Source organism: Burkholderia sp. PvR073, from assembly GCF_054055695.1.
In genome coordinates, this window is record NZ_JBSRXO010000002.1 from 233,680 (window position 1) to 254,484 (window position 20,805).

The 20,805-nt window shown below is 69.2% G+C and carries 18 protein-coding genes; 9 read left to right on the top strand and 9 right to left on the bottom strand.

The genetic code is table 11. From position 1 onward, the window contains the following. Positions 1-7: 7 nt before the first annotated feature. Positions 8-1,795, bottom strand: coding sequence for an SDR family oxidoreductase (locus tag ACVK00_RS08215; RefSeq protein WP_284895515.1), 1,788 nt, complete (start codon positions 1,793-1,795; stop codon positions 8-10). A 65-nt stretch (positions 1,796-1,860) separates the two neighbouring features. Then, positions 1,861-2,760, bottom strand: coding sequence for a M24 family metallopeptidase (locus ACVK00_RS08220; protein ID WP_166721770.1), 900 nt, complete (start codon positions 2,758-2,760; stop codon positions 1,861-1,863). 509 nt (positions 2,761-3,269) lie between these two features. On the opposite strand from ACVK00_RS08220, the gene ACVK00_RS08225 reads away from it, so the two are divergent. Continuing rightward, positions 3,270-4,547 (top strand): HAD family hydrolase, encoded by a 1,278-nt coding sequence (locus ACVK00_RS08225; protein ID WP_228908227.1) that lies wholly within the window; start codon positions 3,270-3,272, stop codon positions 4,545-4,547. 82 nt (positions 4,548-4,629) lie between these two features. Here ACVK00_RS08225 and ACVK00_RS08230 read toward each other — a convergent pair whose 3' ends face one another. From ACVK00_RS08230 to ACVK00_RS08240, 3 genes are all read right to left on the bottom strand, one after another. Further along, positions 4,630-5,403, bottom strand: a complete 774-nt coding sequence (locus tag ACVK00_RS08230) for a slipin family protein (RefSeq protein ID WP_105831756.1) — start codon at positions 5,401-5,403, stop codon at positions 4,630-4,632. Continuing rightward, a complete protein-coding gene (locus ACVK00_RS08235) occupies positions 5,400-6,986 on the bottom strand; it encodes an NfeD family protein (RefSeq protein ID WP_354123264.1) in 1,587 nt (528 codons plus the stop codon). Before ACVK00_RS08235 ends, ACVK00_RS08230 begins: the two co-directional genes overlap by 4 nt. Before the next feature lie 122 nt (positions 6,987-7,108). After that, a complete protein-coding gene (locus ACVK00_RS08240; RefSeq protein WP_284895509.1) occupies positions 7,109-8,143 on the bottom strand; it encodes an AraC family transcriptional regulator in 1,035 nt (344 codons plus the stop codon). A gap of 137 nt (positions 8,144-8,280) precedes the next feature. On the opposite strand from ACVK00_RS08240, the gene ACVK00_RS08245 reads away from it, so the two are divergent. The 6 genes from ACVK00_RS08245 (at position 8,281) to ACVK00_RS08270 (ending at position 15,787) form a co-directional block, all read left to right on the top strand. Further along, positions 8,281-9,414: an acyl-CoA dehydrogenase family protein gene (locus tag ACVK00_RS08245; protein WP_059527243.1), complete on the top strand. Its 1,134-nt coding sequence runs from the start codon at positions 8,281-8,283 to the stop codon at positions 9,412-9,414. Between the two features lie 184 nt (positions 9,415-9,598). Continuing rightward, positions 9,599-11,305: an AMP-binding protein gene (locus tag ACVK00_RS08250; protein WP_354123265.1), complete on the top strand. Its 1,707-nt coding sequence runs from the start codon at positions 9,599-9,601 to the stop codon at positions 11,303-11,305. 107 nt (positions 11,306-11,412) lie between these two features. Beyond that, the gene (locus ACVK00_RS08255; RefSeq protein ID WP_284895502.1) at positions 11,413-12,942 is read left to right on the top strand and encodes a CoA-acylating methylmalonate-semialdehyde dehydrogenase; all 1,530 of its coding nucleotides are present in this window, start codon (positions 11,413-11,415) and stop codon (positions 12,940-12,942) included. A gap of 18 nt (positions 12,943-12,960) precedes the next feature. Further along, positions 12,961-13,863 (top strand): 3-hydroxyisobutyrate dehydrogenase, encoded by a 903-nt coding sequence (mmsB, locus tag ACVK00_RS08260; RefSeq protein WP_284895500.1) that lies wholly within the window; start codon positions 12,961-12,963, stop codon positions 13,861-13,863. Next, positions 13,860-14,651: an enoyl-CoA hydratase gene (locus tag ACVK00_RS08265; protein ID WP_284895498.1), complete on the top strand. Its 792-nt coding sequence runs from the start codon at positions 13,860-13,862 to the stop codon at positions 14,649-14,651. The genes mmsB and ACVK00_RS08265 overlap by 4 nt, the downstream gene beginning before the upstream one ends. Continuing rightward, positions 14,648-15,787 (top strand): enoyl-CoA hydratase/isomerase family protein, encoded by a 1,140-nt coding sequence (locus tag ACVK00_RS08270; protein ID WP_284895497.1) that lies wholly within the window; start codon positions 14,648-14,650, stop codon positions 15,785-15,787. Before ACVK00_RS08265 ends, ACVK00_RS08270 begins: the two co-directional genes overlap by 4 nt. A 61-nt stretch (positions 15,788-15,848) precedes the next feature. Here ACVK00_RS08270 and ACVK00_RS08275 read toward each other — a convergent pair whose 3' ends face one another. Further along, positions 15,849-16,754: a LysR family transcriptional regulator gene (locus tag ACVK00_RS08275; RefSeq protein WP_284895495.1), complete on the bottom strand. Its 906-nt coding sequence runs from the start codon at positions 16,752-16,754 to the stop codon at positions 15,849-15,851. 177 nt (positions 16,755-16,931) lie between these two features. Between ACVK00_RS08275 and ACVK00_RS08280 the strand changes: the two genes are divergently transcribed. Next, the gene (locus ACVK00_RS08280; protein WP_284895493.1) at positions 16,932-18,470 is read left to right on the top strand and encodes an MFS transporter; all 1,539 of its coding nucleotides are present in this window, start codon (positions 16,932-16,934) and stop codon (positions 18,468-18,470) included. Positions 18,471-18,548: 78 nt separating this feature from the next. On the opposite strand, the gene ACVK00_RS08285 is transcribed toward ACVK00_RS08280, so the two are convergent. From ACVK00_RS08285 to ACVK00_RS08295, 3 genes are all read right to left on the bottom strand, one after another. Beyond that, positions 18,549-19,130, bottom strand: a complete 582-nt coding sequence (locus ACVK00_RS08285) for an HD domain-containing protein (protein WP_175731317.1) — start codon at positions 19,128-19,130, stop codon at positions 18,549-18,551. A 108-nt stretch (positions 19,131-19,238) separates the two neighbouring features. Next, positions 19,239-19,796: a helix-turn-helix domain-containing protein gene (locus ACVK00_RS08290; protein ID WP_284895490.1), complete on the bottom strand. Its 558-nt coding sequence runs from the start codon at positions 19,794-19,796 to the stop codon at positions 19,239-19,241. A 72-nt stretch (positions 19,797-19,868) separates the two neighbouring features. Continuing rightward, positions 19,869-20,516, bottom strand: a complete 648-nt coding sequence (locus tag ACVK00_RS08295) for a hypothetical protein (protein ID WP_284895488.1) — start codon at positions 20,514-20,516, stop codon at positions 19,869-19,871. Between the two features lie 3 nt (positions 20,517-20,519). Here ACVK00_RS08295 and ACVK00_RS08300 point away from each other — a divergent pair, with 3 nt between their 5' ends. Next, positions 20,520-20,768: a hypothetical protein gene (locus tag ACVK00_RS08300; RefSeq protein ID WP_228908213.1), complete on the top strand. Its 249-nt coding sequence runs from the start codon at positions 20,520-20,522 to the stop codon at positions 20,766-20,768. Positions 20,769-20,805: the final 37 nt, after the last annotated feature.

Here is a 20,805-nt window from a genome sequence, read left to right on the forward strand (position 1 = left end):
CGTGCCGTCAATGCGATGCCATGCCGATGCGGGCGAGCATCCGGCCGAGCCACGGCATGAAGCGACCGACGACGCGCAGCGCATGCGCCTCGGCGCCCACCGCCACGACCGGCCGGTTGCGCAGCACGCCGTCGACCATCGCCTGTGCGACGGTCTCGGGTTTCAGGCCGCGCATCTGGTACAGCTTCGTCGCGCGTTTGCGCAGCCGTGCCTCGTCCTGAGGGTTGGCGCCTGCGTATTGCGTCGACGCCATGATTCCGGTTTCCGCGAAGCCCGGGCACACGGCTGTCACGCCGATGCCTTTCTCCGCGAGTTCCGCACGCATGCATTCGCTGAGCATCAGCACGGCGGCTTTCGTCGTCGCGTATGCGGGCAGGTCGCGCGACGGCCCGAACGCGGCGGCCGACGCGGTGTTGACGATGTGGCCGCCGGTGCCGCGCGCGGCCATCTGCTGGGCGAACAGTCGCGAGCCGTGGATCACGCCCCACAGGTTCACGTGCAGGATGCGCTCCCAGTGGTGGGCGGTCGTGTCCAGAATGCCGCCGGCCATGCCGATGCCCGCGTTGTTGATCACGACGTCCGCGCCGCCGAGTTCGCTGCCGACCCACGTTGCGAGTGCCTCCATCTCGTCGGCGGACCCGACGTCCACGCATTTCGCGTGTGCCTGCGCGCCGGTCAGCCCGAGCAGCAGCGCGGTGCGCTCGGCGCTCGCGAGCTCGATATCGCACGCGACGACGGTCGCGCCTTCGCGGGCGAACGCGAGCGCCGCGCAGCGGCCGATGCCGCTGCCCGCGCCGGTGACGACCACGACCTTGCCGCTGAAGCGGCCGCTGGTGGCGCGCCGGCGCGCGTTCGCGAGCGCGGGCGGCTCTTCGCCCGATTCGACCGCGTCGATCAGCTGCTCGGCGAGGCCCGCGAAGCGCGCGGGATCGGCGAGCGGCAGCCAGTGGCCGGCCGCGACTTCGCGGCGGTAGTACTGCGGCACCCAGCGCGACAGGTTCTCCGACAGCGCCGGGCTCACGTACTTGTCGCCGAGCGGCACGATCGTCTGCACGGGAGCGTGCGCGTAGCGCTCGCGCGGTGCGAACAGGCAGCGGATGAAGTTCGCGCGATAGAGGCGCACGCCGCGCGCGCCGTCGTCGGCCTGCGTCGCGCGCGGGGCGGCCGGCGTCTTCTCGAGCCGGCGCAGCAGGCCCGGCCATGCGCGGCCGAGCCACAGCCGCCAGCTCAGCTCGGGGATGAACGGCAGGTGGAACAAGGTCACGTACCACGAGCGCACGAGCTGGCCGCCGAGCTTGGCCAACGATGCGGGCGTCGGCCGCAGCACGCGTTCGCGCAGCCAGAAGCCGACGTGGTCGAGGCACGGCCCCGAGCACGACGTGTATGACGCTATGCGGCCGGCGAGCCGCGGATCCGTGACGAATTCCCAGCCCTGGATCGAGCCCCAGTCGTGCGCGATCAGGTGCACCGCGCGGCCGGGGCAGAGCGTGTCGATCACCGCGATGAAGTCGTCGGTCAGCTTCGCGAGGTGGTAGTCGGCCGTGCGCTTCGGCACGCCGGACAGGCCCGCGCCGCGCACGTCGTAGGCGATCACGTAGTGCTTGCGTGCGAGCAGCGGCGCGACCTGCTGCCAGACGCTGCTGTCGTCGGGGTAGCCGTGCACGAGCACGACCGGCGAGCGGGCCGGGTCGCCCCAGGTCCTGACCGCGAGCGTCAGGTCGCCGGAGGCGACGGCCGTCTCGTTGTGAAGCAATTCGAACAGGGCCAGCGGTGCTTCGTCGGAAAGAGGCTGCATCGTGAGTCCGTCGTTCAGGGAATCGGGGCTTAGGGAATTCGGGAGGAAGGCGCGACTCGGATGCGTCACGCAGCGGCCGGCACGGCCGCGACGGCCTGCGCGCGTTCGGCCTGGCGGCGCTGCCAGCGGCGCACGTGCGGCAGGTCGTCGTCGAGCCAATACGCGTCGTCGTCGGTGATCACCAGCAGTTCCTCGAATTTCGCGCCGACGCCGGCGAAGCCGAGATGCGGCTCGACGGCCCACAGGCCCGGCACGGGCGCGTGTTCGGAGCGGCGGTCGATCGACCACAGCGGCGACCAGCCCTGCTGCTTCGCCGCGCGGCCCTGGTCGAGCAGCAGGTTGCGCGTCGCGTTCAGCCCGAAGCGCGCGACGAAGCGCGGTTTCGACGGCTTGTGGATCTTCGCGACGCGATGCGCGAGCACCTTGAACGGATAGGCCTTGTGGCGCGGCTCGACGCCCTGGCGGCGGCACAGCGCGTCGACCGCCTGCGCGACCTCGGCCATCGGGCGGCGCGCCTTCACGAGCCGCACGATCATGTCGCGATGGTCCATCAGGTCGTCCTGCAGCTGTTCGAGGATCGGGTTGCGGCCGAGGCAGTGCGCGTAGCCGACGTCCGCGACGACCCCGTCGAGCACGGGCGCGACGTCGAGGATCACGGGCATGTCGGTCTCGAGCTGGCGGTGGCTCGGGAAGAACGCGAGGTTGAAGCCGCCCATGTGCTTGAGGCCGGAGAAGCCCTCGAACGCGGTGCGCTCGCCGAACCACGCGAACGGCTTGTGCAGCCAGTCGTGCACGCCGTGGTCCTGCAGCCATTCGGTCAGCAGGCGTGCGGCTTCCTTCTCGGTGATGCCGGGATAGAGCATCGCGCCGACGGTCTCGACGCAGCGGTAGGCAAGCTGCTGGACCGCGCGGAATTGCGGCAGCTCGTCGAGGTGGACTTCCGGCAGCGGATTGTGAGCGGTCATGATGCGTCTCCATGTGTCGGCCCGCGTTTGCGTCTCGGCGCGACGCGAGTCCTGTGCAAGGCTGGGGCGCTGATCCGGAACGCATCCGCCGGTGATCTTGGGCGAATTATTCAGTCAGCATTTAATGTGCCATTGATTGATGTAACGATCATAACCGGTTCGATGTCGTGTGCCAGCCCCCCGAGATGAGGGCTTTTCCTAATGAAGAGCCGAAATGGAGGAGAAGCTCTAGGTTTCCGGCGGTCGGGCCGGCCGGCCCGCTGCTGCGCACGCGTCCCGAGCGGGGGAGCCGGCCGGGAGCACCACGCGAGGTTCCCGCGCGGGCCCGGCATGTCGCGCCGGATCAACTCTCCGTCGTGTCGCGGCGCGACGCTGTCAAATTGCCGAAATAATTTCGTCACATCATCCGTCCCCGTTCGAAGCCTTTGCGGCTTCGCGGGGCCGGTGTGCCGCGCGTCGCGCGGGGCAGCGACCGAAGCCGATTCGGCATTTCAACGGAGAGAGAGACCATGCAACGCCGCCGGTTCATGAACACCCTTGCCGCGGCGACCGCTGCGACGCCGCTCATGCTCAAGGCCGGCATCGCCGGCGCGAAGAGCGTAATCGCGCCGGACCCGCTGGACCCGGGCCGCTGGTCGCCGTTCAACGCCGCGCGCCTGCAGGCGGTGCTCGACCAGCATGGCGTCGCGAGCGCGCGCTACGATGGAAAGCGCCGCCCGTATGCGGTGTTCGACTGGGACAACACGTGCATCATGAACGACTGCGAAGAGGCGTTGCTGATGTACCAGATCAACCATCTGCAGTACAAGCTGACGCCGGACGAGTTCGTCGGCGTGATGTGGAAGGACGTGCCGAAGGGCGCGTTCATGAAGGACTACACGACCGTCGACGGCAAGCCGGTGACGATGGAGGACCTCGCCGCCGACGTCGAGTCCGACTACCGCTGGCTCCATGCGAACTACAAGGGCTTCGGCGGCGACAAGAGCCTCGACGAGGTTCGCGAGACCGACCAGTTCAAGGATTTTCGCGCGAAGCTGTACTTCATGTACGACGCGATCTGCGACACGCATCCGCTCGAAGTCGGCTACAAGTGGATCATCTACTTCTACAAGAACATGACGACCGCCGAGCTGCAGGCGATGGCGGAAGCGTCGAACAACTACGGTATCGGCGACGCGCTGCGCAAGGTTCGCTACGAAAGCCCGAAGGCGCTGCCGGGCAAGGCCGGCGTGGTGGCCGATACCCATTTCCACGGCATCCGCATTCACGAGGAAATCCGCGCGGTGATGCATACGCTGCGTGCGAACGGCATCGACGTGTACGTGAGCACCGCGTCGCTCGACGACGTCGTGCGCGTGTTCGCCGGCAATCCGAACTATGGCTACGGCGTGGCGCCCGAGAACGTGATCGGCCTGCGTCTCGACATGCAGGACGGCAGGTACACGAGCACCTATCCGGCCGGCTGGCATTTCAACTGGGGGCCCGGCAAGACGGTGGGCATCCGCAACGTCCTCGCGTCGAAGAAGGGTTACGGCCCGCTGCTGGTGTTCGGCGACAGCGACGGCGACGCGTGGATGCTGCGCGATTTCAAGGACACCGCGGCCGGCGTGATCGTCAACCGGATGAAGAAGGGCGAGATCGGCGCGGACAGCACGCTCGCGGCCGAACAGATCGGCAACCCGGACGCGCGCTTCCTGCTGCAGGGCCGCGACGAGCACACGGGCCTGATGATCCCGGACGAGAAGTCGATCAAGTACGGCAAGACCGAGCGCAAGCTGCTGGCCTGACGCGGGCCGGGCGCCGGGCCGCCGCGGCCCGGCGTCCATCCTGCATCGGCCGCGGCCTCGTGCGAGCCGGCACAGGCGTATCTCAAGGCTCCCGCTTCACCCCCAACCGCTCCAGCAACGTCCCCAGCAGATCGATCGGCAGCGGAAACACGATCGTCGAGTTCTTGTCGGCCGCGATCGTCGTCAGCGTCTGCAGGTAGCGCAGCTGCATCGCCTGCGGCTGCAGCGCGAGCCGCTGCGCGGCCTGCAGCAGCTTCTCCGACGCCTGCAGTTCGCCTTCCGCATGAATCACCTTCGCGCGCCGCTCGCGCTCGGCCTCGGCCTGCCGCGCGATCGCGCGCACCATCGTCTCGTTCAGGTCGACGTGCTTGATCTCGACCGTCGATACCTTGATCCCCCACGCATCGGTCTGCGCGTCGAGCGTCTTCTGGATGTCGGCGTTCAGTTGCTCGCGCTCGGCGAGCAGTGCGTCGAGTTCGTGCTTGCCGAGCACCGAACGCAGCGTCGTCTGCGAGAGCTGGCTGGTCGCGTCGAAGAAGTGCGCGACCTGGATCACCGCCTTCTCCGGATCGACGACGCGGAAATACACGACCGCATTGACCTTCACCGACACGTTGTCGCGCGTGATCACATCCTGCGGCGGCACGTCGAACACGACCGTGCGCAGGTCGATCCGCACGACCTGCTGGACGATCGGGATGATCAGCACGAGCCCCGGCCCCTTTACTTTCCAGAACCGGCCGAGCATGAACACGACGCCACGCTCGTACTCGCGGAAGATGCGGATCGACGACGCGACGAGCACCACGACGAAGACGATCAGGACGCTGCTGAAGCCGAACGTGTAACCGATCATGAAGGTTCTCCTTGGGGTTGTGCCTGCCCGGGCACGTCATAGAGCGGCGTGACGGTCAGCGTCAGCCCCTGGCGGCCGGTCACGCGCACGCGGCTGCCGGCGGCGAGCGGCACGCTGCTCGCCACCCGCCAGCGCTCGCCGTGCACGCGCGCCCAGCCGGCGGCCGACGGCGCGAGGCCGCCGGCGCTATTGGGCTGATCCGGCTGCAGGCCGTCGTCGAGCACTTCGCCGATGCTGCCGAGCATTGCCTCGGCGCCCGTCACGACCGGGCGCCGCCGCGCGCGCAGCGCGACGCTCGATACGACGGCGACGAACAGCCCGCCGCCGAGCGCCAGGCTCGCGATCACGGGCCACGGAATCCCGTAGCCGGGCACGTCGGTGTCGATCAGCATCAGCGCGCCGATCGTGAACGACACGATCCCGCCGAAACCGAGCACGCCGAAAGTCGGCAGGAACGCCTCCGCGACGAGGCAGCCGAGACCGAGCAGCACGAGCCCCAGGCCCGCATAGCTGACCGGCAGCAATTGCATCGCGAACAGCCCGACCAGCAGGCAGATGGTGCCGGCGACGCCCGGCAGCACGAAGCCGGGATTCGCGAATTCGAAGAACAGCCCGTAGATGCCGATCGTGAGCAGGATCAGCGCGACGTTCGGATCCGCGATGATCGACAGGAAGCGGCTGCGCCAGTCGGGCGCGAGCACGACCAGCGGCGCATGCGCGGTCGCGAGGTGCAGCGTGCCGGCGCTCGTCGTCACGGTGCGGCCGTCGAGCTGGCGCGCGAGGTCGGCCGGATCCTGCGCGATCAGGTCGACGACATGCTGCGCGCGCGCCTCGTTCGCCGACAGGCTCACGGCTTCGCGCACCGCGCGCTCGGCCCAGGCGGCATTGCGTCCGCGCAGCTGCGCGAGGCCGCGGATGTAGGCGGCGGCGTCCTGGGTCGCCTTGCGGATCTCGGTCGACTGCGTGTCGTTCGGCAGCTCGGCGGGCGTGGAGGCGGCGCCGGAGGCCCCGCCAGCGCCCGCTGTACCGGCCGGCGACGGCCGGGGCGCGCCCGGTGTACCGGGTGTACCCGGCGCGCCGCCGCCGATGCCGAACTGAACCGGCGAGGCCGCGCCGAGATTGGTGCCGGGCGCCATCGCGGCGATGTGGCTAGCGTAGACGATATAGGTGCCCGCGCTCGCGGCCCGGGCGCCGCCGGGCGCGACGAACGCGGCCACAGGCACCGGCGAGCCGAGGATCGCCTTGATGATCTGCCGCATCGACGTGTCGAGCCCGCCGGGCGTGTCGAGCTGCAGGATCGCGAGCGGCGCGTGGTCGTGCGCCGCGCGCTCGAGCGAGCGGACGATGAAGTCGGCGCTGGCCGGCCCGATCGCGCCGTTGACCGGAATCACGATGACCGGTGGCGCGGCGGCGGGTGCGGCGGGTGCGGCGGGTGAGCTGGCGGGGGGCGGGGCGGCAACCGCGGCGCATACGACGAGCAGCGCCGCGAACAGCGCGGCGCGCGCGACCCGCGCGACCAGCGGGTGACGGGGGTGGCCGTCGGGCGATGCAGGTGACGGCGGCCCATGACGATGAATGCGCATCGGGGCGTCCGGGCGGCGCGCGGCCGCACGCCGTCCGGCTCGCGGAAAAGGGCATTGGCCCGATGCTTGAAGATTAGGCGGTTTCGGGGCAAAGCGCGAAGGCGGGGGCGCCGGCCGCGCACTCAGCCGGCGCCGTTGCTCCGCGCGAGCGCTTCTTCCCGGTACTCGGCGGGGCTGCGCCCGCTCCATTTGCGAAACGCGCGGTAGAACGCGCTCGGTTCCGCGAAACCGGTGGCGGCCGCGACGTCGGCGATGGTCCGCGACGGATCGGCCAGCGCCTCGAACGCGAGGTCGCGCCGCAGCGTGTCCTTGATCGACTGGTACGCATGGCCTTCCTGGTGCAGCTTGCGGCGCAGCGTCGCCTCGGCCACGTGCAGCCGCGCGGCCATCCCGCCCGCGCCGGGCCACGCGGCGGGCGGCATCCCGCGCAGCACCGTGCGCACGCGCTGCGCGAGCGCGTTCGGGTTGCGGTACTTGACGATGAAGCTGGCCGGCGCGTTGCGCAGGAACGTCTTCAGCGACTTCGCGTTCTGCACGACCGGCAGCGTCGCGAATTCGGGATCGAAATCGACATACGAATCGGGCTGGTTGAACCGCATGTCGTCGCACAGCATCGACGGGTATTCGTGGTCGGCCGGCGGCGTGTCGCAGCGGAAGCTCGCGTGCAGCACCGGGATGCGCCGTCCGATCAGCCAGCAGGTGAGCCCGTACACGATGATGAAATAGGTCGCGTACGTGAACATCGCGGGCGCCGCGGCGCTGTTGCGGTGCACGAAGCGCAGCCGCACGCGCTGCGGATTGGCGTCGAGCTCCGCGTGCAGGTCGTCGAGCACGCAGTGCAGGAAATTCACCGCGCGCGCCATCGCGTGCAGTCCATCTTGCGCGGACAGCGCGGCCTGGCTCATCGCGATGAAGCTGCCGCTGCGCATCGGGTGGCGGTCCTGCCCGAAAAACTCGTCGTCGAGCGCGCGGGCGATCGCGTTCCACAACGCGCCGTATTGCTGCGCGGACACCCGCGCGCGCGGCTGAGCGAGCAGCGCGGGGGCGATGCCGGCCTGCGCGAGCAGCGGCTCGGCCGCGACGCCGCGCCGGGTGGCGAGCGCGACGCTGTAAGCGACGAGGCTGATCGCGATGGTGCCCTTGTCTTCCTGCTTCATCGAAGCCGCCGGTATGGCAAAAACGCTCAGTGTAAATGAGCGGCGCGAGCATCGAACAGTCGCGCGTGCTTGCCTACACTTGTTGCATCGAAACGGAAGGTCGGTCGCCGCACGCGGCCGCGGGAGACAGCAGCGCCATGGACGAGCTTTACACCGAAGACCAGCGGATGATCCGCGACGCCGCGCGCGCTTTTGCCACGGAGGTGCTGGCCCCGAACGCCGCGCAGTGGGACCACGACGCGCACCTGCCCGACGCCGTCGTCGCGCAGCTCGGCGAACTCGGCCTGCTCGGGATGATCGTGCCGCAGGAACTGGGCGGCGCGTATACGGATTACGTCGCCTACGCGCTGGCGATGGAGGAGATCGCCGCCGGCGACGCCGCGTGCGCGACGATGATGAGCGTGCACAACTCGGTCGGCTGCGGGCCGATCCTCGGCTTCGGCACGCCCGCGCAGAAGGATCGCTGGCTGGCCGAGATGGCGGCGGGCCGCATCATCGGCGCGTTCTGCTTGACCGAGCCGCAGGCCGGCTCCGAGGCGCACAACCTGCGCACGCGGGCGGAACTGCGCGACGGCAAGTGGGTGCTGAACGGCGCGAAGCAGTTCGTGACCAACGGCCAGCGCGCCGGCGTCGCGATCGTTTTTGCCATGACCGACCCGGAGGCCGGCAAGCGCGGCATTTCCGCGTTCCTGGTGCCGACCGACACGCCGGGCTTCATCGTCGGCAAACCCGAGAAGAAGATGGGCATCCGCGCGTCCGACACGTGCCCGATCACGTTCGAGAACTGCGCGATTCCGGAAGAAAACCTGCTCGGCAATCGTGGCGAAGGGCTGAAGATCGCGCTGTCGAACCTCGAAGGCGGCCGGATCGGCATCGCCGCGCAGGCGCTCGGCATCGCGCGGGCCGCGTTCGACAAGGCGCGCCGCTATGCGGGCGAGCGCGTGCAGTTCGGCAAGCCGATCGCCGAGCACCAGGCGATCCAGCAGAAGCTCGCCGACATGGCCACCCAGATCAACGCGGCGCGCCTGCTCGTGCATCACGCGGCGAAGCTGCGTACCGCCGGGCTGCCGTGCCTGTCGGAGGCGTCGCAGGCGAAGCTGTTCGCGTCCGAGATGGCCGAGCGCGTGTGTTCCGACGCGATCCAGATCCACGGCGGCTACGGCTACCTCGCCGATTACGAAGTCGAGCGTCATTATCGCGACGCACGCATCACGCAGATCTACGAAGGCACCAGCGAAGTGCAGCGGATGGTGATCGCGCGACAGCTTTGAGTCGCGGCGCTCGCTCCATCGAACACCACGCGAACCGACAAGCAGGTAAACAGGCAGGGCACGAGGGCAGCGCGGCAAACGCGGCACGCAACGACGTGACCGTGCGCGGCGCAACAGGGAACCGGACGGGCGCTGCAGCGCCTGCGCCGGTCGACCGCTGGGCATGGAGACTGGAGACGACACGATGACAGTACAGGCATTCCTGGACGCACGCGACTTTCTGCTGCGCCATCGCACCGACTACGAAACCGCTTACCGCGACTTCGAATGGCCGGTGCTCGATGCGTTCAACTGGGCGCTCGACTACTTCGACCCGATGGCGCGCGGCAACGACCAGCCCGCGCTGTGGATCGTCGACGCGGCAACCGGGACGGGCGACCCGTATTCGTTCGCGCAGATGTCCGAGCGCTCGTCGCGGATCGCGAACTGGCTGCGCGGCATCGGCGTCGGGCGCGGCGACCGGATCCTGCTGATGCTGCCGAACCGGGTCGAGCTGTGGGACGCGATGCTCGCCGCGATGAAGCTCGGCGCGATCGTGCTGCCGGCGACCACGCAGCTGTCGGCCGACGACGTGCGCGACCGCGTGCAGATCGGCGGCGCGACCTACGCGATCGTCGACGAGAACGAAACCGCGAAGTTCGAACAGGCCGATCTCGGCCTCCGGCGGAAGATCGTGGCCGGCGCGCCGCGCGACGGCTGGCTTGCGATGAACGACGGCTATGCGGCGAGCGACGTGTTCACCCCCGACGCCGTCACGCAGTCGAACGAAACGATGCTGCTGTACTTCACGTCGGGCACGACGTCGAAGCCGAAGCTCGTCGAGCATACGCACCGCACCTATCCGGTCGGGCACCTGTCGACGATGTACTGGGTCGGCCTGCAGCCGGGCGACATCCACTGGAACATCAGCTCGCCGGGCTGGGCGAAGCACGCGTGGAGCTGCTTCTTCGCGCCGTGGAATGCGCAGGCGTGCGTGTTCGCGTTCAACTACGCGCGCTTCGAGCCGAAGGTCGTGCTCGATGCGCTCGTCAAATACCGGGTGACCACGCTGTGCGCGCCGCCGACCGTGTGGCGGATGCTCGTGCAGCAGCCGCTCGCGTCGTTCGACGTGAAGCTGCGCGAGATCGTCGGCGCGGGCGAACCGCTCAATCCCGAGATCATCGAGCGCGCGAAGAAGGCGTGGGGCATCACGATTCGCGACGGCTACGGCCAGACCGAGACGACCTGCCTGATCGGCAACACGCCGGGCCAGCCGGTCGTCGCCGGCTCGATGGGGCGGCCGCTGCCGGGCTACCGGATCGCGCTGCTCGACCCGGACGGCGCGCCCGTCAGCGAAGGCGAGGTCGCGCTGCCGATCGGCGCCGGCGCGTCGCGCCCGGTCGGGCTGATGAACGGCTACGCGAACAATCCCGACGCGACGGCCCATGCGATGCGCGACGGCCATTACCGCACGTCGGACATCGCGATGCGCGGCGACGACGGCTACTACGTGTACATCGGCCGCGCGGACGACGTGTTCAAGTCGTCCGACTACCGGCTGAGCCCGTTCGAACTGGAAAGCGTGCTGATCGAGCATCCGGCGATCGCGGAAGCGGCCGTCGTGCCGAGCCCGGACCCGGTGCGGCTGTCGGTGCCGAAGACCTTCATCACGCTGCGCCAGGGCTACGAGGAAAGCCCGGCGCTCGCGCTGGAGATCTTCCGCTTCTCGCGCGAGAAGCTCGCGCCGTACAAGCGCATCCGCCGCCTGCAGTTCGCCGAGTTGCCGAAGACCATCTCGGGGAAGATCCGCCGCGTCGAGCTGCGCCGCCGCGAGATCGAGCGCGGCGACGATGCGACGACGCGCATGCCGGGCGAATACTGGGAAGAAGATTTCGCCGCCGAACTGAAATGACTGGCCGCGGGCCGCGCGCGCCGCATCCCGCGGCGGCCGCCCGCAGCCTGATTGAACCGGCCGCGCGGCATCAGCGCCGCGCGGTCCACCGCAAGGAGATTGCATCGATGAACGCGAATCCGACGCCCCGCACGGGGCAAGACGTGCCGACGGTCAAGCTGCTGATCGACGGCGCTTTCGTCGAGTCCACCACGAGCGAGTGGCGCGACATCGTCAACCCGGCGACCCAGCAGGTACTTGCGCGCGTGCCGTTCGCGACCGTCGCGGAAGTCGACGCGGCCGTGCAGGCCGCGCACGCGGCGTATGCGACGTGGAAGAACACGCCGCTCGCCGCGCGCATGCGCATCATGCTGAAGTTCCAGGATCTCGTGCGTGCGAACCTGCAGCGCATCGCGAAGACGCTGACGGCCGAGCAGGGCAAGACGCTGCCCGACGCCGAAGGCGACATCTTCCGCGGCCTCGAAGTGGTCGAGCACGCATGCTCGATCGGCACGCTGCAGCTCGGCGAGTTCGCGGAAAACGTCGCGGGTGGCGTCGATACCTACACGCTGCGCCAGCCGCTGGGCGTATGCGCGGGCATCACGCCGTTCAACTTCCCCGCGATGATCCCGCTGTGGATGTTCCCGATGGCGATCGTGTGCGGCAACACGTTCGTGCTGAAACCGTCCGAGCAGGACCCGATGTCGACGATGGAGCTCGTCGAGCTTGCGCTCGAGGCCGGCGTGCCGAAGGGCGTGCTGAACGTCGTGCACGGCGGCAAGGAAGTCGTCGACGCGATCTGCACGCATCCGCTCGTGAAGGCGATCTCGTTCGTCGGCTCGACGGCCGTCGGCACGCACGTATACAACCTCGGCAGCCAGCACGGCAAGCGCGTGCAGGCGATGATGGGCGCGAAGAACCACGCGATCCTGCTGCCCGACGCGAACCGCGAGCAGGCGATCAACGCGCTGGTCGGCGCGGGCTTCGGCGCGGCGGGCCAACGCTGCATGGCGACCTCCGTCGCGGTGCTGGTCGGCGGCGCGCGCGACTGGCTGCCGGATATCGTCGCGAAGGCGCAGACGCTGAAGGTCAACGCGGGCTCGCAAGCGGGCACGGACGTCGGGCCGGTCGTGTCGCGCGGTGCGAAGGCGCGCATCCTGTCGTTGATCGACGCCGGCATCAAGGAGGGCGCGAAGCTCGAGCTCGACGGCCGCGACGTGAAGGTCGCCGGCTTCGAGGAAGGCAACTTCATCGGGCCGACGATCTTTTCGGGCGTGACGCCCGAGATGACGGTCTACACCCATGAAATCTTCGGGCCGGTGCTGGTCGTGATGGAAGTCGACACGCTCGACGAAGCGATCGCGCTCGTCAACGCGAACCCGATGGGCAACGGCGTGGGCATCTTCACGCAGAGCGGTGCGGCCGCGCGCAAGTTCCAGAGCGAGATCGACGTCGGCCAGGTCGGCATCAACATCCCGATTCCGGTGCCGGTGCCGTTCTTCAGCTTCACCGGCTCGCGCGGCTCGAAGCTCGGCGATCTCGGCCCGTACGGCAAGCAGGTCGTGCAGTTCTACACGCAGACGAAGACGGTCACCGCGCGCTGGTTCGACGACGACACGACGGCCGGCCCGGTGAATACGACGATCCGGCTGCACTGAGCCGGGCAGGAGACGAACATGAAGATCGGTTTTATCGGACTGGGCCACATGGGTGCGCCGATGGCGCTGAACCTGCTGAAGGCTGGCCATGAAGTGCATGCGTTCGACCTGAGCGCCGATGCATTGCGCGCGCTGCAGGACGCCGGCGCGCAGGTGGCCGCATCGCCGCGCGATGCGGCCTCGGGCGCGACGTTCGTGATCACGATGCTGCCGGCCGCGCCGCACGTGCGCTCCGTGCTCGCCGGTGAAAACGGCGTGCTGGCCGGCCTCGACGCCGGCGCGACCGTGATCGATTCGAGCACGATCGACCCGGCGAGCGCGCAGGCGTTCGGCGCGCTCGTGCGCGAGCACGGCGGCGCGTTCGTCGATGCGCCGGTGTCGGGCGGCACCGGCGGCGCGGCGGCCGGCACGCTGACCTTCATGGTCGGCGGCAGCGAGGCCGATTTCGAGCGCGTGAAGCCCGTGCTCGCCGGCATGGGCAAGAACATCGTCCACTGCGGCGCGACCGGGATGGGACAGGTCGCGAAGGTCTGCAACAACCTCGTGCTCGGCATCTCGATGGCGGCCGTATCGGAGGCGATGTCGCTCGGCGTCGCGCTCGGCATCGACCCGAAGGTGCTGGCCGGCATCGTCAACACGTCGACGGGCCGCTGCTGGAGCTCGGACACCTACAACCCGTATCCGGGCGTGATCGCCACCGCGCCGTCGTCGCGCGGCTACAGCGGCGGCTTCGGCACCGACCTGATGCTGAAGGATCTCGGCCTCGCGAACGACGCCGCGAAGCAGGCGCGCCAGCCTGTCTATCTCGGCGCGCTCGCACAGCAGCTGTACCAGGCGATGAGCAGCCGCGGCGACGGGCAACTCGATTTCTCGGCGGTGATCCGCCTGTACCAACCGGCCACGAAGAAGGACGCCTCATGATCGAACTGGACTACGTCGACGACGGCGCGATCGCGTGCGCGACGCTCAAGCGTCCGCCCGCGAACGCCTTTACCGCCGACGGGCTGCGGCAGCTGCAGGAAACCGTCGCCGAGCTGAACGCGAACCCGCGCGTGCGCGCGCTGGTGATCACCGGCGACGGCCCGAAGTTCTTCAGCGCGGGCGCCGATCTGAACACGTTCGCCGATGGCGACCGCGCGGTCGCCCGCGCGATGGCCGCGCGCTTCGGTGCGGCGTTCGAGGCGCTGCATGACGCGCGGGTCGTGACGATCGCGGCGATCAACGGCTATGCGATGGGCGGCGGCCTCGAATGCGCGCTTGCGTGCGACCTGCGGATCGCCGAGACGCACGCGCAGATGGCGCTGCCCGAACCGTCGGTCGGCCTGCTGCCGTGCGGGCTCGGCACGCAGACGCTGCCCTGGCTCGTCGGCGAAGGCTGGGCGAAGAAGATCATCCTGGCCGGCACGCGCGTCGACGCGGCGACGGCGCTCAGGATCGGCCTCGTCGAGGACGTGGTCGAGCGTGGCGCGGCACGCGATGCGGCGCTGGCGCTCGCGCGCAACGTCGCGCGGCAGAGCCCGCATGCGGTGGCATACAGCAAGGAGCTGATCGGCCTCGCACGCCGCGGTGTGCCGCGCAGTGCGGCGCTCGCGGTCGAGCGCGAGCGCTTCGTCGACCTGTTCGATACGAACGATCCGCGCGAAGGCGTGGCCGCGTTTCTCGGCAAGCGCGCGCCGCAATGGCACACCGATGGGGAGGCGCCACGATGAGCACGCCGGTCACGACTCACGAGCGCGTCGCGCAATCCGCGCCGGAGGTGCTGTTCCGCGTGGTGAACCGCGTGGCGCTGATCACGCTGAACCGGCCGGCCGCGCTCAATGCGTTGTCGTATCCGATGATCGGCGAGCTGGCCGCGCTGCTCGAGCGTTGCCGCACCGACGATCAGATCGTCGCGGTCGTGCTGCGCGGCGCGGGCGAGAAGGGCTTCTGCGCGGGGGGCGACGTGCGTGCGCTGCACCGGATGGTCGCGCAGCGCGAGACCTGGCTGCCGTTCTTCGTCGACGAATACCGGCTCGACCATGCGATCCATACGTTCCCGAAGCCGGTGGTCGCGCTGATGGACGGCGTGACGATGGGCGGCGGGATGGGGCTCGCGCAAGGCGCGGCGCTGCGTGTCGCGACCGAGCGCAGCAAGATCGCGATGCCGGAGACGCGCATCGGCCTCGTGCCCGACGTCGGCGCGACGCATTTCCTGTCGCGCATGCCGGTCGAGCTCGAACTGTACGTGGGGCTGACGGGCGCGATGCTGTCGGGCGCCGACGCGCTGAGCGCGAAGCTCGCGGACCTGTGCGTGCCGTCGTCGTGGCTCGATACGTTCGAGACGCGCATCGAGAGCGTCAAGTGGGACGGCGACGTGCTGCCGGCGCTGCGCAAGGTGTTCGAGCCGCCGTGCAATGTCGTGCCGCATGCGGTGCTCGACACGCAGATGGCGTGGATCGTCCGGCACTTCGACAAGCGCTCGACCGTCGAGCGGATCGTCACGACGCTGAAGCAGGATCTCGCGCGCGACGAGCTGTCGCGCGAGCATCGTCAATGGCTGCAGGCGACGCTCGATGCGCTCGCCGGCCATTCGCCGACGATGCTGTGCGTGACGCGCGAAGCGCTGCTGCGCGGCCGCCAGATGACGCTGGCCGAGTCGTTCCGGATGGAGCTCGGCATCGTGGCGCGCGCGATCGAGGAGGGCGACTTCTGCGAAGGCGTGCGCGCGCATCTCATCGACAAGGATCGCAAGCCGCGCTGGGCGCCGGTGTCGCTCGTCGAGCTGCGCGCCGAGCGCGTGCGGCATTTCCTGACCTCGCCGTGGAAGCTGTTCGCGCATCCGCTCGCCGATCTCGGCGTGGCGTGACGTCCCGACGCGCCCGCGCGGCGCGTCGGTTTCAACGCATTTCCGTTCTTTTCTTCTGCGTTCAGCGCTCGATCATCGGCGGCACCGCCTGCACGAGCGCGTCGATCACGCAGCGCGTCTTGCGCGGCAGATAGCGCGTTTTCGGCCAGATCGCGTGGATGTCGCCTTCGCACACGAAGCAGCGGTCGAGCACGACGACCATCTCGCCGCGCTTCACGTAATGATCGAGCAGCCAGCTCGGCAGCCAGGCGATCCCGAACCCCGCCGCACCGGCCGCCGCGATCGCCTGCACGTCGTCGAAGCTGAGCTGATGCTGCATGTCGACGCGCACGGTCGAGCCGTCCGGCGCGCGCAGGTCCCACGGTTGCACGACGCCCGAGCGTGAATACGCGATCGTCCGGTGATTCCGCAGGTCGTCGAGCGATTGCGGCATCCCGTAGCGCGCGAGATACGACGGCGATGCACCGAGGCTGCCGTGCTGCGTGCCGAGCCGCCGCACCGCGAGGCTCGTGCTGTCCGCCAGCGTGCCGATCCGCACCGCAAGATCGATCCCTTCCTCGACCAGATCGACGAAACGGTCGGTGATCGATACGTCGATCCGCAGGTGCGGATAGGTGCGTGCGAGATCGAGCACGATCGGCGTCACGCAGTGATGCCCGAACGCGAGCGGCACGCTCAGCCGCAGCTTGCCGCGCGCTTCGTTGCGGCCGCAATCGAGATCGGCTTCCGCCGCTTCGAGTTCCGACAGCGCGCGCACGCAGCGGTCGTAGTACGCCTGGCCGTCGTCGGTCAGGCTCTGGCTGCGCGTCGTGCGTTGCAGCAGTCGCGCGCCGAGCCGCTTCTCGAGCCGCGCGATCGCCTTGCCGACCGCCGAGCGCGTCATGTCGAGCCGTTGCGCGGCGAGCGCGAAGCTGCCGGATTCCACTACCTGGACAAAGGTGGTGACGCCGTCGAGTCTGTCGGTCATGGTGGGTTGCGCTGATTGCGTCCTGTGATTCCCTAGTCATGAGAAAAGGACGCGTCAATGGGGAGGGGAATTCTCACTATAGTACCGATTCCCGTCCAGCGTGCGTTGCCGGCCGCACGTGGCGAATCCTTCTCACCTGGAGGCGCGCGACCTGTTGCGGGTCGTCGCGCAATACGCATGACGCTATCCGACTCCCGCAGGAATGCGGTCGCACTCGCGGCCGTCTGTCTCACGTCGTTGATGTTCGGCCTCGAGATCTCGAGCGTGCCGGTGATCCTGCCGACGCTCGAACACGTGCTGCACGGCGACTTCAACGGCATGCAGTGGATCATGAACGCGTACACGATCGCGTGCACCACGGTGCTGATGGCGGCCGGCACGCTCGCCGATCGCTTCGGCCGCAAGCGCGTGTACGTGATCGGCACCGTGCTGTTCGGCGCGACGTCGTTGCTGTGCGGGCTCGCGCCGAACGTGCCGGTGCTCGTGGCCGGCCGGCTGCTGCAGGGCGCGAGTGGCGGCGCGATGCTGATCTGCCAGATCGCGGTGCTGTCGCATCAATTCCGCGAAGGGCGCGAGCGCGGGCGCGCGTTCGGGATCTGGGGAATCGTGTTCGGGATCGGGCTCGGCTTCGGGCCGATCGTCGGCGGTGCGATCGTCGCGCTGGCGAGCTGGCCGTGGGTGTTTCTCGTCCACGCACCGCTCGCGGCCGTCGCGCTCGTGCTGATCGGCGGCGCGGTGCAGGAGTCGCGCGATCCGCATGCGGGCACGCTCGACGTCGCGGGCATCGTTACGCTGTCGCTCGCCGTGCTCGGCCTCGCGTTCACTATCACGCAGGGCGCGGAGCTGGGGCTCACGAGCGCGGCCGGCCTCGGCGTGCTTGGCGCGACCGTGCTCGCGCTGGCGGGCTTCGTCGTCGCGGAGCGCGTGAGCGCGCGGCCGATGTTCGACTTCTCCGTGTTCCGGATTCGCGCGTTCACCGGCGCGATCTTCGGCTCGATGGGGATGAACTTCAGTTTCTGGCCGTTCATGATCTACCTGCCGATCTGGTTCCAGGTCGCGCTGGGGTACGACAGCGTGACGGCCGGCCTCGCGCTGCTCGCCTATACGCTGCCGACGCTGGTCGCGCCGCCGTTCGGCGAGCGGCTCGCGCTGCGCTACGGACCCGGCGTCGTCATTCCGGGCGGCCTGTTCACGATCGCGGCCGGTTTCGCGCTGATGCGGATCGGCAGCGGCGTCGACCACGCGAGCTGGCTCACGATGCTGCCCGGCTGCGTGATCGCCGGCATCGGGCTCGGGCTCACCAACACGCCGGTCACGAACACGACGACGGGCGCGGTGCCGGGTTCGCGGGCCGGGATGGCGTCGGGCATCGACATGAGCGCGCGGATGATCTCGCTCGCGCTGAATATCGCGACGATGGGGTTCGTGCTGGTCGCGGGGATCGTCGCGAGCCTGAAGGCGGGGGTGGCGGGGGCGGTCGATGCGGGGGCGTTGCGCACGCTGGCGCAGCAGATCGCGTCGGGCCGCACCGACGGGTTGCAGGCGATCGCGCCGGCGCTCGCGCAGGCCGACCCGACCGGCACGGCGCTGCACGCAGCGCTCGTGCACGGATTCGGCTGGGTGATGGTGTACGGCGCGGCCGGCGTGGCCGTGCTCGCGACCGCGAGCGCGGTGGCGTTCGCGCCGGCGCGGCGCAGGGCGGCGGTGTGTGAATGACGCGCGCTGTGCGCTGCGCCGTGTAGATCGGATGCTCGATCGAGAACACGAGCTGCCCGCGCGGCCGGTTCCGCGCGCTTACGCGCCGTCGCCGCGTGCGTCGATCCGGCGTTGCGTGTCCGCGTCGACGATCGCGCGGATCGCGCCGAACAGCGGCGCCGCGTCGGTGTAGCGCCGGCCGTAGCCGAGATTGAACGCGTAGTCGAAGTCGGGCGGATTGCTGCCCTGGTTGTGCTGCAGGATCGTCTCCAGCTTGTCGAGCGCCTTCGCGGCGCGCGCTTCCGGTGATTCGGCCGCCTCGTATTCATCCCACAGCGCGACGATCTCGTCGCGCAGCGCGCGATCGAGCCCGGCCGTCAGCGTCAGCAAGTCGTCGCGCTCGTGCGTGCTCTTGTCCGGATGCGCGGCCTGCTCGATCGCGGGGATGTCGCCGTGCAGCGCTTCGCCGAGATCGTGGACGACGCACAGTTTCAGCAGCTTCGTCGTGTCGACGTCGGGCAGCGCATCGGCGAACACGAGCGCCATCAGGCAGAGACGCCAGCTGTGCTCCGCCGTGCTTTCGGGACGGCCCGTCGACGTGTGGCCGCTGCGCAGCACGTCTTTCAGGCGTTCGGCTTCGCGCAGGAAATCGAGCCGCGCGTGGATCGTGTCGAGGTTCATCGTCAGCGCAATACTTGAATGGAGCCGTCAAGCGTACGCCGAGCGGACGCGCTGCGTCCACGCATGAAATATGCGTGGCGCGCCGGGGCCCGGCGGCTTGCGCGCGTGCTACAGCGTTTCGACGAGCCGCGCGGCGGAGCCGTCCGACAGCGTCATTCGTGTCCACCGGCAGGTGCTGCCGCGGATCGGCACGACGCGCGACACATTGGTGCCGGTCGCGAATTCGACGCTCGGCGGTCCCGCGCGATCGTGCCAACCGAGCGGGTCGAGCGCGGCTTCCATGCGGACGATTTCCGGCGACGCATAGCGCCACAGCGAGGTACCGAGCAACGCCGGCAGCGGCCGCGAGAACTCGGCCGCGCGCGACGGCGAGCAGGCGAGCAGACGGTGCGTGAGGTCGCACACGAGATGCATGCGGGCCGTGCTGCTCGCGATCAGCCGCGCGAGCGCGTGGTCGCCGGCCGAGTCGAGACGCGCGGCAAGCAGCCGCTCGGCCGTCGCGCGCTCGTCGGGCGACATCTGCTGGATGCCGGCCTCCCAGCGCGAGATCGTCGATTGCGCGACACCGAACAGCTCGGCCGCATGGCTCTGCTTCACGCGGCGCAGCGTGCGCCAGCGCTTGAGTTGCGGGCCGAGCGGCGGGGTGTGAAGCGGCGAGGTCGTCATGTCGATGCTCCGGTTTGCGTTCGTGGTGCGAGCGCGTGCATGGCAGGCGAGCGTCACCGTCGGCCGCTGCCGTTACATGATCCGCAGGCCGCCGTTCGCCTGGATCGCGATGGCCGCGATCGGCACGAGCAAGATGCCGCCCAGCACGAGCACGCCGTCGGCGGCGACCGTGACCGGCGTCGCGAGGATCCGCAAGCCCATGCCGACCACGGACGGCGATTCCCTGACGTACACGTTGTACGGCTGGTTGAAGGCTTGTGTCGCGTTGTCCTTGCCTTTGGCCTTGTCGGCGAAGCCGTCGGTCGAGTAGCGCTTGCCGCCGATGTCGCCTTCGAGCACGAGCCCGGCCCGCGCGGCGGTGAAGCCGTTGGCGGCCGCGGCCTGTTGATCGTCCGCCGATGCGTCCTTTGGCAACACGATCCGGTAGTGGCCGGTCACGCCGCTGCCGCTCGCATGAAAGTCGGTGAACGCGGTGTGCAGCGACTTCCGGTAGCCGGACTGCAGCACGGGCCGCAGCGAGTCCGGCAGATCGAAGATGTAATGGTAATCGGAGCCGAGGACGACGAGTTTCTTGCCGTCTTCGGTGATCATGAACGCGGACACGTGTTCGCGGTACCCGCTGTCCTTGTACAGCTTCGGCGTGAAGCAGCCGGACAGCGGGAGGCTGGCCGCAGCCATGCCGGCGGCCAGCAGGCGCCGGCGCGTGATCGAAATGCGCATTTCTTGTCGTTCCGTCTGTGCGGTTTTGGGGTGGCTTTCGCCCTCGGAGCGGCGATTCTCGCGTATCCGGCGCGCGTTGTCGAACGGGAAATCCGCCGCGGCAACGCTGCCGATCGTGCCGTCTCGTTCGCCATGCCGTCGCGTCAGAAGCCGCCGGAAAAGGTTTCGACAGGCTTTCAACCAGCTCCGTCATATCTTATTATTCGGCCAGAGCGGCGCGCGCCGGCCGTCATCGGTCATGTCGACGCATGACGCGCCGGCCAGCATTCCCCGCCTCCCGGCTTGCGCA

What these genes read in the sequence shown, in the direction of transcription:
- ACVK00_RS08215 (WP_284895515.1), bottom strand. Translation starts at nt 1,795, where the DNA reads ATGCAGCCTCTTTCCGACGAAGCACCGCTGGCCCTGTTCGAATTGCTT.
- ACVK00_RS08220 (WP_166721770.1), bottom strand. Translation starts at nt 2,760, where the DNA reads ATGACCGCTCACAATCCGCTGCCGGAAGTCCACCTCGACGAGCTGCCG.
- ACVK00_RS08225 (WP_228908227.1), top strand. Translation starts at nt 3,270, where the DNA reads ATGCAACGCCGCCGGTTCATGAACACCCTTGCCGCGGCGACCGCTGCG.
- ACVK00_RS08230 (WP_105831756.1), bottom strand. Translation starts at nt 5,403, where the DNA reads ATGATCGGTTACACGTTCGGCTTCAGCAGCGTCCTGATCGTCTTCGTC.
- ACVK00_RS08235 (WP_354123264.1), bottom strand. Translation starts at nt 6,986, where the DNA reads ATGCGCATTCATCGTCATGGGCCGCCGTCACCTGCATCGCCCGACGGC.
- ACVK00_RS08240 (WP_284895509.1), bottom strand. Translation starts at nt 8,143, where the DNA reads ATGAAGCAGGAAGACAAGGGCACCATCGCGATCAGCCTCGTCGCTTAC.
- ACVK00_RS08245 (WP_059527243.1), top strand. Translation starts at nt 8,281, where the DNA reads ATGGACGAGCTTTACACCGAAGACCAGCGGATGATCCGCGACGCCGCG.
- ACVK00_RS08250 (WP_354123265.1), top strand. Translation starts at nt 9,599, where the DNA reads ATGACAGTACAGGCATTCCTGGACGCACGCGACTTTCTGCTGCGCCAT.
- ACVK00_RS08255 (WP_284895502.1), top strand. Translation starts at nt 11,413, where the DNA reads ATGAACGCGAATCCGACGCCCCGCACGGGGCAAGACGTGCCGACGGTC.
- mmsB (WP_284895500.1), top strand. Translation starts at nt 12,961, where the DNA reads ATGAAGATCGGTTTTATCGGACTGGGCCACATGGGTGCGCCGATGGCG.
- ACVK00_RS08265 (WP_284895498.1), top strand. Translation starts at nt 13,860, where the DNA reads ATGATCGAACTGGACTACGTCGACGACGGCGCGATCGCGTGCGCGACG.
- ACVK00_RS08270 (WP_284895497.1), top strand. Translation starts at nt 14,648, where the DNA reads ATGAGCACGCCGGTCACGACTCACGAGCGCGTCGCGCAATCCGCGCCG.
- ACVK00_RS08275 (WP_284895495.1), bottom strand. Translation starts at nt 16,754, where the DNA reads ATGACCGACAGACTCGACGGCGTCACCACCTTTGTCCAGGTAGTGGAA.
- ACVK00_RS08280 (WP_284895493.1), top strand. Translation starts at nt 16,932, where the DNA reads ATGACGCTATCCGACTCCCGCAGGAATGCGGTCGCACTCGCGGCCGTC.
- ACVK00_RS08285 (WP_175731317.1), bottom strand. Translation starts at nt 19,130, where the DNA reads ATGAACCTCGACACGATCCACGCGCGGCTCGATTTCCTGCGCGAAGCC.
- ACVK00_RS08290 (WP_284895490.1), bottom strand. Translation starts at nt 19,796, where the DNA reads ATGACGACCTCGCCGCTTCACACCCCGCCGCTCGGCCCGCAACTCAAG.
- ACVK00_RS08295 (WP_284895488.1), bottom strand. Translation starts at nt 20,516, where the DNA reads ATGCGCATTTCGATCACGCGCCGGCGCCTGCTGGCCGCCGGCATGGCT.